This is a genomic window from Roseomonas sp. AR75, from assembly GCF_005222815.1.
In the GTDB taxonomy this organism is placed as follows: domain Bacteria; phylum Pseudomonadota; class Alphaproteobacteria; order Acetobacterales; family Acetobacteraceae; genus Falsiroseomonas.
On record NZ_STGB01000001.1, the window covers coordinates 1,666,187 to 1,679,479 of the forward strand.

The following is a 13,293-nucleotide window of genomic DNA, read 5'->3' on the forward strand; positions in this document are numbered from 1 at the left end:
GGTCCTGGAAGGATCGGGAGGACCTCTTGCCCTGGCTGACGCGCTTTTCGATTATTTTTGAGACGATGTCAAGAGTTTTCGGGACAGCCGGGACTCACCCGCCAGCAGCGCCGCCTTGCGGGGCACGCCCCAGCGATAGCCGGTGAGGTCGCCATCGGCGCCGACCACGCGGTGGCAGGGCACTGCGAGCGAGACCGGGTTGCGCGCGCAGGCCCGCGCCACGGCGCGCACGGCGGCGGGGTTGCCGATGGCCGCCGCCAGGCCCGCATAGGTCCGCGTCTCGCCCAGCGGGATCTTCGTGAGTGCCTCCCAGACCTGGCGCTGGAAGGCGGTGCCGCGGAGATCGAGCGGCAGGCGCAGCGCCGCCGCGGGTTCGGCGATGAAGGCGGCGACGGCCTGCACCGTCTCCGCCAGCGCCGTGTCGGCGGGCTCGATGCGGGCCTTGGGGAAGCGGCTGCGCAGGTCACCTTCCAGCGCCTCAGGCGGCTCGGCGAAGCCGATGAAGCAGACGCCCTTCTCCGTCGCGCCGACCAGCAGCGGGCCCATCGCGCTGTCGGCATGGGCGATGCGGATCACCTCGCCCGCGCCGCCGCGCCGCGCGGCGCCGGGCGTCATGCCGAGATGGCGCGCGGGATCGGTGTAGACGCGGGATTCGCTGCCGAAGCCGGCGCCGGCCACCGCCTCCGCCACGCGGTCCCCGGCGGCGAGGGCGGCCTGCAGTCGGCGCGCGCGCACGCCTTCCGCATAGGAGCGCGGCGTGACGCCGGTGACGTCGCGGAACAGCCGCAGGAAATGGTGCCGTGCATAGCCCGCGCGATCGGCCAGCGCGGCGAGGGAGGGCATGGTTTCCGCCGCCTCGATCATCGCGCAGGCCGCGCGGACGGCCTCGGCATGCAGGGCGGCGCGATCGCCGCGGGGGTCGCAGCGCTTGCAGGCGCGGAACCCCGCCTGCTCCGCCGCCGCGGCATCGGCGAAGAAGCGCGTGTTGCGACGGAGCGGCGCGCGGGAGGGGCAGCCGGGGCGGCAATACACGCCCTGGGTCGTTACGGCGTAGAGGAAGGGTCCGACCGCGGGGTCGGCATCGCGGTCCAGCACGGCCTGCCAGCGCAGCGCGTCCGGGTCGGTGGGCATGGGTGCTTCAGGCATGGCGGTCACCCGATATGGTGTGTCGGCCCTCATCTCGCGCGCCAGCCCCCCGCGCCGCCATCCGCGCGTTGCGCCGGCGCGCGCGAACCATCCGGCCGCCCGCGCGTCCCCCCGTGATGATCACCCTGCAATCGCACCCGTTCCATGTTCGGTGAGGCGGTGGACCGGCTCGATGCGCTGGCGCGCGGCGCGGCGGCGCTGCTGCCGGGGCTCGTCATCGGCCTCATCGTCTTCCTGGTCCTGCTGCTCGTCGCGCGCGGCGTGCGCGCGGGCGTGCGGCGCGCCGCGGCGCTGCGCGAGGCCTCCGCCGAATCCGCCGCCGTGCTGGGGCGCATCGCGGGCGGCGTGTTCACGCTGCTGGCCTTCCTCGTCGCGGCCTCCGTGGCGTTCCCCTCGGTCTCGGCGGCGGACCTGTTCAACCTGCTGGGCATCGGCGGCGTGGCCATCGGCTTCGCCTTCCGCGACGTGCTGCAGAACCTGCTGGCCGGCATCCTGATCCTGCTGACGCGGCCCTTCCGCATCGGCGACCAGATCCGCGTGAAGGAGGACGAGGGCACGGTGGAGGACATCTGGGTGCGCGCGACGGTGCTGCGCACCTATGACAACCGCCGCATCCTGATCCCCAATGCGACGCTGTTCACCGACACGATCCAGGTGATCACCGCGCATGAGACGCGCCGCCTGGCCTTCACGCTGACCATCGGCAATGGCGACGACATCGCGCTGGCGCGGCGCGTCATCGTGCGGAGCCTGCGCGAGACCGAGGGCGTGCTGGCGGAACCCGCGCCGGATGCGCTGGTGAGCGGACTCGGCGCCTCGGGCGTCGACATGATCGCGCGCTTCTGGATCCACCCGCCGCGAAGGCGCGACGCGCTGGATGCGCTGGACCTGGCGATCGAGCGGGTGAAGCAGGGGCTGGCGGAGGCGGGGGTGGATCTGCCCTACCCGACCTCGCAACTGCTGTTCCACGACCAGACGGAGGACACCGACGGCGACCGGGCGCGGCAGCGCGAGGGCTGGCCGGCTTCGGGGCGCGTGGTGCCGCGGCCGCGCTGGCGGGTGGAGCGGGAGGCGAGGCCTGATCGGTGAGGGGGTTGCCCCCACCCGGCCGCGCCGGGCGCGGCCACCCTCCCCCGCAAGGGCGAGGGAGGGGCCGGGAGGCTACAACGCGTCGCCTTCGGCCTTGCGCTGCAATTCGCGGCGGCGTTCCTCGGCGCTCGCCATACGGGGATGCAGCGCCAACGCGGCGTCGAAGCTGCGCAGCGCGCCGGCTGCGTCGCCCGCCTCGTCCTGCATTTCCGCAAGCTGCACCAGCGCGACGAAGTGGCGCGGTTCCAGCCGCAGCGCTTCCTGGATGTCGCGCGCGGCGGCACGGCGGTCGCCGAGGGCGGCCAGCGCGCGGGCGCGCATCAGCCAGAGATCGGGTGCCTCCGGCTCCAGGACCAGCGCGGCGTCGAAATCCTCCAGCGCCTCGTCCGGCGCATTGCCCTGCATGTTGCGCATCCCCCGCCGCACCAGCAGCGAGGCCGCGGGCGAGACCATGCGCGCCCAGATGCCGCGGATCCTTGCCTCGACAAGCTGGGCGCCGCTGGCGTCCGGCGCATCCTTCAGCGCGGCGAAGAGCCGGTCGAGCTCCGCCTGCCGGGCGGCGGCGGGATCGGGGCGGGTCGCCGCGGGGGCGTCCGGCCTTGGCTGCGCCGCGCCGATGGCCGGCAGGAGCAGCAGGGGCAGCAGCAGCGCGAGGAGGCGGGGCATGCGGCAAGGCTTGGGCACGCCGGGCAGATCATGCAAGGGGCGTGTGGCGGGCCGCCCCCTGCCCGTCCCCCGCTAGATCAGGATGACGTCGCTGGACTCCGGGAAATTGTTCTCGAAGAAGATCGTCGAGAAGCGCTCGGCGCGCGGGCCGGCCTGCGCCTCGTAGGTGATGACCAGGTCGGCGTCGCCGTTCTCGAAGTCGTCCAGGATGAGGAAGCCGGCGAAGTCGGTCTGGATCACCAGCTTGTCGCGGCCGGGCTCGAAGCCCTCAATGACGAAGTCGCCGGCGCCCGGCCTGCCGCGGAACACGAAGTAGTCCACCTCCGGCGTGCCAGTCAGTGTCCCGCCTTCGCCGCCCTTGGCACGGATGAGGTTGACGTCCTCCAGGCCAGGCCTGTCGGCGGCAGAATGCTTCTTCATGCGGGAGACCTCCGGGCGCCGCCCTGGCGCGGCGATGACCGGAGGATTCTAGGCCCGGCAGGAAGGCCGGCGTCTCAACTCTGCGTGCAAGGCGTGGAACGTGATGCGCGTGCCGCGACCGCGGCGGGCGGCTCCTTCCCGCCCGCCATCCAGTCCAGCAGCTCCACCGTGTGCACCACCGGCAGGGCGCCGCCGCCGAGCTGGGTCAGGCAGCCGATATTGCCGCTGGCGATGAGGTCGGCGCGGGTGCGGTCCAGGTTCTCCAGCTTGCGCGCCTTCAGCCTGCCGCTGATCTCCGGCTGCAGCAGGTTGTAGGTGCCGGCGGAGCCGCAGCAGAGATGCGCCTCCGCCGGCTCCTTCACCGTGAAGCCGGCACGCTTCAGCAGGTCTTTGGGGGCGGCGGTGATCTTCTGGCCGTGCTGCAGCGAGCAGGCGGCGTGGTAGGCCACCGTAAGGCCGGGCTTCTCGCGCGTCGGCGCGTAGCCGTAGTCCAGCAGCACCTCCGAGATGTCCTTCGCACGGCGCGCCACGGCTTCCGCCTTGGCCGGCCAGTCGCCGGGCTCGGCGCGGAACATGAAGCCGTAATCCTTCACCGTGGTGCCGCAGCCGGAGGCGTTGACCACGATGGCGTCCAGCCCCTCCCCCCGGATCTCGGCGTGCCAGGCGGCGATGTTGGCGCGGGCCAGGCGCATCGCGGGGTCGTGGTGGCCCATGTGGTGGTCCAGCGCGCCGCAGCAGCCCTGGCCATGCGCCACGACCACGTCGAGGCCCATGCGGGTCAGCAGGCGGATCGTCGCCTCGTTGATCGAGGGTGCCAGCACCTGTTGCGCGCAGCCGGTCAGCAGCGCGACGCGCCCGCGGCGCTTGCCCTCCGCGCGGTAGACGCCCGGACGGTCGAGTGCACTCGGCGCCGGCACGGATGACGGGGCGAGGCGCAGCATCGCGCGCAGCCGCTCGGCCGCCTGGGAGGCGCCGGGGATCAGCCTGGCCAGAGGCCGCGCCAGCGGGCTGCCGAGCAGCGCCAGGCGGAAGCGCCGCGGATAGGGCAGCAGGAAGGAGAGCAGCCGGCGCAGCGCGCGCTCCGAGCGCGGGCGTTCATAGGTCTCCTCGATGTGGCGCCGGGCATGGTCCACCAGGTGCATGTAGTGCACGCCGGAAGGACAGGTGGTCATGCAGGACAGGCAGGAGAGGCAGCGGTCCACATGCTTGACCACCTCCGCCGTCGCGGGGCGGTCGTTCTCCAGCATGTCCTTGATCAGGTAGATGCGGCCGCGCGGGCTATCCAGCTCGTCGCCGAGCAGCACGAAGGTCGGGCAGGTAGCGGTGCAGAAGCCGCAATGGACGCAGGTGCGCAGGATCCGGTTGCTCTCGGCGATGTCGGGGTCGCGGAGCCGGTCCTCGGTGAAGCTGGTCTGCATGGCGCGAATCTAGGGAAGCCGCGGGGGCCACGCCAGCCCGGGACGGCGTTGCGCCGCCGCGGCGGCCGGTCGTAGCATTTCGCCATCGGCAGGAGTCGCCGCCATCAACGACCTCCTTCTCGACGTCGCTCGGCTGGGTGCCCTGCCCTTCGCGGCCGTCCTGTTCCTTGCCCAGTTCCTCGCGCGCGAGGCCGGGTTGGTCATCGGCCACCGCCAGGCGGCCAGGCAGAAGCCGGCGGCCGAGGGCATCGGCGTGATCGTGGGGGGCATGCTGGGCCTGCTCGCCTTCGTGCTGGCGCTGACGCTCTCCTTCGCCAGCACCCGCTTCCAGGAACGGCGCGACGGCACGCTGGTGGAGGCGAACGCCATCGGGACCGCCTGGCTGCGCGCCGAGGCCATCGACCATCCCCGCGCCGCCGCCGTGGCGCGGCTGCTGGAGACCTACACGCCGGTGCGGCGCGACTACGTGGCCGCGCATCTCGACACCGCCGTGCTCGCCGGGCTGAACGAGCGCTCCGCGGCGCTGCAAGGCGAGATCTGGGGCCATGTGACGGCCCTGGTGCGGGAGCAGCCGAACCCGGTCACCGCGTCGCTGATGGCGGCGGTGAACGACGTGTTCGACAGCGCGACGGCCGAACAGCTCGCTTTCACCACGGGCATGCCGCCGACGCTGCTGTGGATGCTGATCGGCATGACGATCGCCAGCATGGGGGGCCTTGGCTACCAGCTCGGCGTGCGCGGGCTGTCGCTGCGCGTGCTGAGCGTGGTGCTGATGCTGATGTGGACCGTGGTCATGACCGCCATCCTCGACCTCGGCTCGCCACGGCTGGGCAGCGTGCGCACGGGCACGGCGGTGTACGACTGGACCATGCAGGGCTTCCGGGGCGGGGTGAGCATCCCGCCGCTGCGCTGACCGGCCCGGCCCCGGCAGGAGGAGGCGCGCCATCTACGCGATCGTCGTGCAGATCGCCGCGACCAGCATGGCGCTGCTCGGCCTGCTGCTGTTCCTGCTGCAGGTGGCGGCGCGGGAGATCGGCTACCGGCTCGGCCGGCGCCATGCGGAGCGGCGCAACGCCAATGCGGAATCGGTCGGCGTCATCGTCGGCGGGATGCTCGGCCTGCTCGCCTTCGTGCTGGCGCTGACGCTCTCCTTCAACAACCAGCGCTACGAGGAGCGCCGCGCCGGCGCGCTGGCGGAAGCGAATGCGATCGGCACCGCCTGGCTGCGCGCCTATACCGTCGGGCATCCGCGCGGGCCGGAGATCGCGCGGCTTGTCGAGGAATACGCGGCGCTGCGCACGGAGTTCGTGCGGGCTCCCGCGACCAGCACGGCACTGGACGCGATGGCGACGCGCAGCGGGGCGCTGCAGGCCGCGATCTGGGGGCAGATGGCCGGCATCGCCGAGGAGCGGCGCGATGCCATGGCGGAATCGCTGCAGCGCGCACTGAACGACGCCTTCGACCTGGGCGCGGCGGAGCGCTACGCCTTCAACTTCCCGATGCCGGCCGAGTATTTCTGGCTGCTGCTGGGGCTGACGGCGGTCTCCATGGGCGCGGTTGGCTACCAGCTTGGCCTGCGCGGCACGCCGTTGCATGCGCTGAGCCTGGCGCTGATCGGCATGTGGACCCTGGTGATGCTGGTGATCGTCGATCTCGGCACGGCGCGGCTCGGCCGCTTCCAGACCTCGACGGAGCCCTATGAGTGGACGCTGCAGGGCTTCCAGGGCGGGGTGGTCGTGCCGCCCATGGCGCCGGCCGCGCGTTGAGCGGCAAATTCCGACAAATCTTCACCCCTCCTTCGCGATCCTGCCCTCATCATGCCACGCAGGGCGGTGCAGAAGCCGTCCGCGCGTTACCCGGGGCCGGGACGGTCCTGGACATGGCGCCGCGCCGCACCGGGCGACCGGGCGGCGCGGCGCCATAGACCTCCCGCTCAGCGCCGCGCCATCAGCACCGCCCCGACAATCCCGCCGAGCAGCGCGGCGGCGGGGGTGATGACCAGCAGGATCATGATCGCCGTGCCCATCGCGGCATCGCCGCCCGGAATGGGGATCAGCAGCTCCGACAGGATGAAGGCGCCGAGGCCGGACAGCACGGCGCCGAGCACAAAGCCGAGCAGGCCCCGCAACAGCCTTGCGCCGCCGCTGCGCCGCGGCGCCGGGGCGGGCTGCGGTGGCGATGGTGGAGGGTCCGGTTCGGGGATCGGCGGAGGCGGCGGGTCCGGCGGCAGGGCATTGGCGCGATCCAGCAGGTCGCGCAGGCGCTGTTCCAGCAGGTCCAGGTCGCGCGGCGTGCCCTCGGCGGTCCATGGCCAGGGCTCGATCAGCGTCTGCAATTCGCCGAGATGGCTCAGCGGGATGCGGGCCGAGACCTGCCGCACCAAATCGTCGCAGACTGGGCCGAAGACCGGCAGCTTCAGGTGGACGATGTCGTGATGGACGCTGTCGCCGGGTTTGCCGTTGGGCATGCGCGATGCTGGCAGGCGCGCAACGATTGCGCCAGGGTCACGCCCCCGCGCGCATCCGGCCGGGGTTGAAGAGGCCGGCGGGGTCCAGCGCGGCCTTCACCCGGGCGCCGATGGCGGCCAGCGCCGGGGGTTCCTCGGGCAGCACGGCGACGGCGGCGCGGAGCGGCTCCGGCGCGCGGAACAGGGTGAAGGTGCCGCGGGCGGCGGTGGCGGCGGCGACCACGGCGGCGTGCGTCGCGGCGTCCGCGGGCCCCGCGACCCAGACCAGGCCGCCACCCCAGTCGAGCAGGCAGCGCCCGCCAGCCTGCGCCATCGCCGCGACCACGCCAGGACCGGCGGAGGGGCGGACGGAGACGCGCCAGACGGCTTCCGCGTCGCCCACGCCAAGCGGCTGGGCGTCGCGGATGGCGGTCCAGAGACCGGTCGATTCTGCGGCGTCCAGCACGCGCACCTCGCCGAGGGGCGCGAGATCCTCGGCCAGGCGCGCCGAGCGGTAGGCGACGCTGTCGGCAAAATCCTCGAGCCGCATCAGGGCAACCGTCGTGGCCGGGCCGTCTGGGCCGCAGAAGGCCGGGATCAGCGCGGCGCCGGTCACGCCGAAGGGGCTGCCGAGCCCGGCCGACAGCGCCTTGACCCCCGTCGTGATGTCCGGCACGCGGATGCCGATGCTGGCGGAGGTTTCCGCCGCCGGCAGCACCTTCAGCGTCACCTCCGTCAGCACGCCGAGGGTGCCATGGCTGCCCGCCAGCAGCTTGCAGAGGTCGAGCCCTGTCACGTTCTTCAGCACGCGCCCGCCGGAATGGATCACCTCGCCCGCGCCGTTGACGAAGCGGATGCCGAGCAGGTGGTCGCGGATCGCGCCGGCGGTGATGCGGCGCGGCCCCGAGAGGTTGGTCGCGACGATGCCGCCGATCGTGCCGTCCTCCGTCGCGCCGAACAGGGCGCGCGTGTCGGGCGGCTCCGGCGCCAGCATCTGGCCCTTCTCCGCGAGCGCCGCCTCGATCTCGGCGAGGGTGGTTCCGGCGCGGGCGCTCAGAACGAGCTCGGTCGGGCGGTAGAGCGTGATGCCCGTCAGCGCGCGGGTGGAGAGGGTACGCGCGGCCTGCACGGGGCGCAGCAGCGCGCGCTTGGTGCCGCGGCCCTCGATGGCGAGCGGGCTCTGCGCGGCGCGCGCCTCGATCACCGCGGCGGCAATGCCGGCCTCGTCGGTGGGCGCGAGCGGGGTGGTCATGGATGGGCCTTCAACACGTGCTCGGTGGTGTAGAGCCGGGTCGCGCGCAGCAGGAAATGACCCACGTCATGCGCGATGGCGGCGCGGCCGGCCGCGTCGCGGAACCAGCGCGCGGTCATCGCCTCGACCGAGGGGAAGTGCAGCTCCGCGATGCCGTGGAAGGGCGCGGCGCCGGCGATCACCCAGTCGCGGACGTAGCGGGCCATGCCGATGTGGACCTCGAGCGCGAGCGGGGCGTGGTGCGCCCAGAGCCGGCGCGCGGCGGCCTCCGGCAGGTCGGGCTGGAAGGTCATCAGCGAGAGAAATTTCACGCCCGGCGCGCGGCCGACGGGGCGGGGCAGGTCGTCCTTCTCGACGGTCTCCGCGGCGCCGACGGCGATGCGCGGCAGGTCGCTGAGGACGCGGCGCGCGGCGTCCAGCGCGGCGGCGTCGCCCCAGAGGTCGACGACGGCATCGTAATCCGGCTCGCCCGTCGGCGGGGCGGGCTCGCCGGGGCGCTGCCAGGGCGGCACGGCGGGCGTCGCGTCCACGAGATCGAGCGAGATTGCGGCGAGCGCCGGCACGGCGTCGCGCAGCGCGGGGCCGGTCTCGGCCAGCAGGCGCGCGCGGAAGGCGGGGCGATCGGTGCCGGCCGGCGCGGCAAGGAAGAGGCGGGACTTGGGCATGTTCGTGCCGGCCAGCGCAGGAGATGCCCCCACCCCGACCCTCCGCCGCACCGCGGGGGAGGGAGAAGCGGCGCCATCTGCCCTAGGCCGCAATCTCCTTGAGCGGGAAGACCTTGTGGGGGTTGAGGAGCCAGGCGGGGTCGAAGGCCGACTTGATGGCGCGCTGCTGGTCGAGCTCATGCGGCGCGAACTGCGCGGTCATCAGGTCGCGCTTCTCCACGCCCACGCCGTGCTCGCCTGTCAGGCAGCCGCCGACCTCGACGCAGAGCTTCAGGATATCGGCGCCGAAGCTCTCGGCGGCGTGGAAGCTGGCGGGGTCGTTGGCGTCGAACATGATCAGCGGATGCAGATTGCCGTCGCCGGCGTGGAACACGTTCGCCACCTGCAGGCCGTACTGCGCACTCATCTCGCCGATGCGCTTCAGCACGAAGGGCAGCTCGCCGGTCGGGATGGTGCCGTCCATGCAGAGATAGTCCGGCGAGATGCGCCCGACCGCGCCGAAGGCGCCCTTGCGGCCCTTCCAGATCGCGAGCGATTCCTCGGCGCTCTGCGCGACCTTCAGGCTGATCGGGTCGAAGCGCTGGCATATCTGCTTGATGCGTTCGAGAAGCGCGTCCTGTTCGGCGACGCTGCCCTCGACCTCGATGATCAGCATCGCCTCGGCGTCCAGCGGGTAGCCGGCATGCGCGAAGGCCTCGCAGGCATGGATGCAGGGCTTGTCCATGAATTCCAGCGCGACGGGGATGATGCCGCTGCCGATGATCGCGTCCACCGCGGCGCCGGCGATCTCGGTGCCCTTGAAGGCGGCGAGCATCGCGCGCGCGCCTTCTGGGCTGCGCAGGATGCGCACCGTGACCTCCGTGACGATGCCGAGCATGCCCTCGCTGCCGGTCATCAGGCCGAGCCAGTCATAGCCCGCGGCGTCGAGATGCCCGCCGCCGACCTCCACGATGTCGCCCTGCGGCGTGACGAATGTCAGGCCGAGCAGGTTGTTCGCGGTGACGCCGTATTTCAGGCAGTGGGCGCCGCCCGAATTCATGTTCACGTTGCCGCCGATCATGCAGGCGAGCTGGCTGGACGGATCGGGGGCGTAGAAGAAGCCCTCGCCCTCCACCGCCTTGGTGATGCCGAGGTTGGTGACGCCGGCTTCCACCACGGCGAGCCGGTCGTCGAAGTCGATCTCCTTGATGCGGTTCATGCGCATCAGGCCGATCACCACCGCATCCGCCAGCGGCAGCGCGCCGCCCGAGAGGGAGGTGCCGGCGCCGCGGGGGACCACGCGAATCCCCTGCGCGTGGCAGTAGCGCATGACGGCGGCGACCTGCTCCGTGCTGGTCGGCAGCACCACGGCGAGCGGCGGCTGGCGGTAGGCGGTGAGGCCGTCCGTCTCATAGGGGCGGAGGCTGAGCGGGTCGCCGATGGTGCCCTCGCCGGGGACGATGCCGCGGAGGGCGGCGACGATCTCGGCGCGGCGGGCGAGGATCTCGGGGCTCGGCGGGGGCAGGGCGATCATGGGCGGGAAGATGGCCGTGGCGCTGGCCGGGGGCAAGGCAACAACGAAAACCGCGCCGGGAGGCCCGGCGCGGTGGGAAGAGCGACCAAAAAGACCCCCACCCCGACCCTCCCCCATTTCATGGGAGAGGGAGCAGAGGGGATCAGCCCTGGCGGGCCTTCAGGCGGGGGTTCTTCTTGTTCAGCACGTAGACGCGACCCCGGCGACGCACCAGGAAACAGTTCTTGTCGCGGGTCTTCGCGGTCTTGAGCGAGTTGCGGATCTTCATGGGAATGGCCTTTCGAGCCGCGCGAGATAGGGGGCGGGGGCCGGGGTGTCAACCGGCGACGGGAACGAGGCTGGTCCAGCCATGCGGGTCGTTGGTGCGGCCATACTGGATGCCGACGACCGCGTCATACAGCTTGCGCGTCAGTTCCCCGGTCTCGCCGCCATTGATCAGCACGTCGCGGCCCTTGTAGCCGAGGGTGCCGACGGGCGAGACCACCGCGGCCGTGCCGGTGCCCCACATCTCCTTCAGCGTGCCGGCCTCAGCGGCCTGCATCACCTCGTCGATGGAGACCGGGCGCTCGGTGACCTTGAGGCCCCAGTCGCGCATGAGCTGGATCGTGGAGTTGCGCGTGACGCCATCGAGGATGGTGCCGGCGAGCGGCGGCGTGATCACCTCATCCCCGATGCGCACCATGATGTTCATGGTGCCGACCTCGTCGAGCCATTTCCGCTCCACCGCGTCGAGGTAGAGGACCTGGGTGTAGCCCTGGGCCGCGGCGTCCTGCTGGCCCGAGAGGCTCTGGGCGTAGTTGGCCGCCGTCTTCGCCTCCCCGGTGCCGCCCTTCACGGCGCGGACATGCCTGTCGGAGGCCAGGATCCGCACCGGCTTCACGCCTTCCTTGTAGTAGCTGCCGACCGGCGAGAGGATCAGGAAATAGAGGTAGCTGTGCGCCGGATGCACGCCGAGCATCACGTCGGTCGCGATCACGGTGGGGCGCAGATAGAGCGAGGTGCCGGCCTTGCGCGGCACCCAGTCGTGATCCACGCCGACCAGCGCATCGAAGCTTTGGCGCACGAGGTCCACCGGCATCTCCGGCATGGACATGATGCGGGCGGAGCGGTTCAGGCGCTCCGCGTGCCGGTCGGCGCGGAACAGGCGGATGCGGCCGTCATCGCCCCGGAAGGCCTTGAGGCCGTCGAAGATCGCCTGGCCGTAGTGCAGCACGGAGGTCGCGGGATCGAGGGAGAGCGGGCCATAGGGCTCGATGCGCGGGGAATGCCAGCCGCGGCCCTCGTCGTAGTTCATCAGGAACATGTGGTCGGTGAGGACCTGGCCGAAGGTCAGGCTGTCATCCGCCGGCTTCGGCTTGGGGGCCTTGGTGCGGGTGATGGGAAATGCGCCGGTGCTCATGGACGCCGCCTCGGGTTGCTTGGTTTGTGACTGTGCCGGCTCAGCATAGCGCGGCGCGCGGCTGAGGCAGAGTCCCTGTCCTAGTCCGGCGGCGGGTTGGGTCATTCGAAGCGGCGCCACGCGCGAAAATCGCCGGCGAGGAGGCGGTGGAGCAGGCGAAGCTCGGCCGCGACGGTGGCGAAGAGAGTCGGGCTCTGTATCAGCGGCGCGATGCGGCGGATGTTTTCGGACAAAGCCGGCCAGGGGAGTTTTTCGGGCGGGCAGGGCAAGGCATCCCGCAGGCCGAGGCGGTTGGCCATGAGGGTGACGGCCAGCGGCAGGAGCTTCGCGATGCGGCGAACGGCCCGACAAATGCGCCAGCGCAGCGCCTCCCACCCGCCGAGGTCGCGGTCATCCGAGACGAGCAGCAGGAGCATAGGAAAGATTCCGGCCTGGCCGGCGCGGCGCAGCGCGCGGTGGGCGGTGTCCGGCTTGCCCAGATGCTCGGGCAGTTCCCGCCAGGGTTTGCGGGAGCAGGCGACCCAGAAGATGGCGTCCCAGAGACGGCGGCGATCGGTGGGGCGGCCTGGGTTGCGGGGCGAGACGAGGGGTTCGAGGCGCGCCCATTCGGCGTCGGTCAGCGGGGACCATTCGTGGGGGGCGGCGCGGCGGTGGGGGAGGCGTTGGTAAAGGGACATAGCTGGGAGCGTCGCGCCGCGGCGCTGGCGGAGTCAAGGACTTTTTTCCTATATGTTGTGCGAGGCTGGGCCGACCTCCACAGTCGAGGTCCGACCGGCACCTCCAGCAATGCGGCAGCCCCGATGCAACCTTAGACAGTACGCTGGGAGGGCGACCGGTAGCCCTTGCGTCCGTCGGCCCGACTCAGAGCGGCCAAGGACGGCGCGCCGGATCATCTTGACCTGGCTACGCGAGGGCCGCTTACACTGCCACAGATGCGCAACGAGCGTCCCTCTCCGGCCGACACCCACGGTCACCTGCCACGATGAGACCGGATTTTTTCTTTCATCTACTCAACGACGGCGAGTTCGAGGGGCTCGCGGTGCACATGGCGACCCACCTGCTCGGCGCAGGTGTGACCCCCTTTGCTCCCGGAAAGGACGGAGGTCGCGACGGGAAATTTCACGGTACCGGCGAGCGCTTCCCGAGCACTACAAGCCCACTGGACACCTCCATAAACCCCTCGCCCTGACGCTGTTTGGCTGATTCACTGACGCGGATCGGCGCGGGGGAAGGCGATGGTTCGGCAGCCTGGGTTCTTCGATGTGGAGGAGCGGCTGCG

14 protein-coding genes and 1 pseudogene are annotated in these 13,293 nt (G+C 71.7%); 3 read left to right on the forward strand and 12 right to left on the reverse strand.

What is annotated here, in order from left to right; genetic code table 11:
• Window positions 1–51: 51 nt before the first annotated feature.
• Complete coding sequence (gene ada, locus E4T13_RS07850; RefSeq protein WP_137177620.1) at window positions 52–1,146, reverse strand: bifunctional DNA-binding transcriptional regulator/O6-methylguanine-DNA methyltransferase Ada; 1,095 nt, start codon at window positions 1,144–1,146, stop codon at window positions 52–54.
• A 144-nt stretch (window positions 1,147–1,290) separates the two neighbouring features.
• Between ada and E4T13_RS07855 the strand changes: the two genes are divergently transcribed.
• Window positions 1,291–2,235, forward strand: a complete 945-nt coding sequence (locus E4T13_RS07855; RefSeq protein ID WP_137177621.1) for a mechanosensitive ion channel family protein — start codon at window positions 1,291–1,293, stop codon at window positions 2,233–2,235.
• A 72-nt stretch (window positions 2,236–2,307) separates the two neighbouring features.
• On the opposite strand, the gene E4T13_RS07860 is transcribed toward E4T13_RS07855, so the two are convergent.
• The 3 genes from E4T13_RS07860 to glcF all read right to left on the reverse strand — a co-directional run bounded on the left by E4T13_RS07860 (window position 2,308) and on the right by glcF (window position 4,739).
• Window positions 2,308–2,901 (reverse strand): tetratricopeptide repeat protein, encoded by a 594-nt coding sequence (locus E4T13_RS07860; protein WP_137177622.1) that lies wholly within the window; start codon window positions 2,899–2,901, stop codon window positions 2,308–2,310.
• Window positions 2,902–2,973: 72 nt separating this feature from the next.
• Window positions 2,974–3,321 (reverse strand): hypothetical protein, encoded by a 348-nt coding sequence (locus E4T13_RS07865; RefSeq protein WP_137177623.1) that lies wholly within the window; start codon window positions 3,319–3,321, stop codon window positions 2,974–2,976.
• Window positions 3,322–3,395: 74 nt separating this feature from the next.
• On the reverse strand, window positions 3,396–4,739 hold the full coding sequence (gene glcF / locus E4T13_RS07870) for a glycolate oxidase subunit GlcF (protein WP_137177624.1): 1,344 nt from the start codon (window positions 4,737–4,739) through the stop codon (window positions 3,396–3,398).
• Window positions 4,740–4,935: 196 nt separating this feature from the next.
• Between glcF and E4T13_RS29790 the strand changes: the two genes are divergently transcribed.
• Entirely contained in the window at window positions 4,936–5,652 is a 717-nt protein-coding gene (locus E4T13_RS29790; RefSeq protein ID WP_240791018.1) for a hypothetical protein, read from the forward strand.
• A gap of 46 nt (window positions 5,653–5,698) precedes the next feature.
• Entirely contained in the window at window positions 5,699–6,505 is an 807-nt protein-coding gene (locus E4T13_RS07880) for a hypothetical protein (protein ID WP_240791019.1), read from the forward strand.
• 167 nt (window positions 6,506–6,672) lie between these two features.
• On the opposite strand, the gene E4T13_RS07885 is transcribed toward E4T13_RS07880, so the two are convergent.
• From E4T13_RS07885 to E4T13_RS30970, 8 genes and pseudogenes are all read right to left on the reverse strand, one after another.
• Entirely contained in the window at window positions 6,673–7,206 is a 534-nt protein-coding gene (locus tag E4T13_RS07885; protein ID WP_137177625.1) for a hypothetical protein, read from the reverse strand.
• A gap of 37 nt (window positions 7,207–7,243) precedes the next feature.
• Window positions 7,244–8,437: a glycolate oxidase subunit GlcE gene (gene glcE / locus E4T13_RS07890; protein ID WP_137177626.1), complete on the reverse strand. Its 1,194-nt coding sequence runs from the start codon at window positions 8,435–8,437 to the stop codon at window positions 7,244–7,246.
• Window positions 8,434–9,102, reverse strand: coding sequence for an EthD domain-containing protein (locus E4T13_RS07895; protein ID WP_137177627.1), 669 nt, complete (start codon window positions 9,100–9,102; stop codon window positions 8,434–8,436). The genes glcE and E4T13_RS07895 overlap by 4 nt, the downstream gene beginning before the upstream one ends.
• An 82-nt stretch (window positions 9,103–9,184) precedes the next feature.
• Window positions 9,185–10,615 (reverse strand): FAD-linked oxidase C-terminal domain-containing protein, encoded by a 1,431-nt coding sequence (locus tag E4T13_RS07900; RefSeq protein WP_137177628.1) that lies wholly within the window; start codon window positions 10,613–10,615, stop codon window positions 9,185–9,187.
• Between the two features lie 142 nt (window positions 10,616–10,757).
• The gene (gene ykgO / locus E4T13_RS07905) at window positions 10,758–10,883 is read right to left on the reverse strand and encodes a type B 50S ribosomal protein L36 (protein ID WP_109872693.1); all 126 of its coding nucleotides are present in this window, start codon (window positions 10,881–10,883) and stop codon (window positions 10,758–10,760) included.
• 48 nt (window positions 10,884–10,931) lie between these two features.
• Window positions 10,932–12,014 carry a branched-chain amino acid aminotransferase gene (locus E4T13_RS07910; protein ID WP_137177629.1) on the reverse strand — a complete coding sequence of 361 codons (1,083 nt, stop codon included), beginning with the start codon at window positions 12,012–12,014 and terminating at the stop codon, window positions 10,932–10,934.
• A 101-nt stretch (window positions 12,015–12,115) separates the two neighbouring features.
• Window positions 12,116–12,430: a hypothetical protein gene (locus E4T13_RS30415; RefSeq protein WP_240791020.1), complete on the reverse strand. Its 315-nt coding sequence runs from the start codon at window positions 12,428–12,430 to the stop codon at window positions 12,116–12,118.
• Window positions 12,431–12,442: 12 nt separating this feature from the next.
• A pseudogene (locus E4T13_RS30970) lies at window positions 12,443–12,691 on the reverse strand (transposase); the annotation flags it as partial.
• Window positions 12,692–13,293 lie beyond the last annotated feature (602 nt).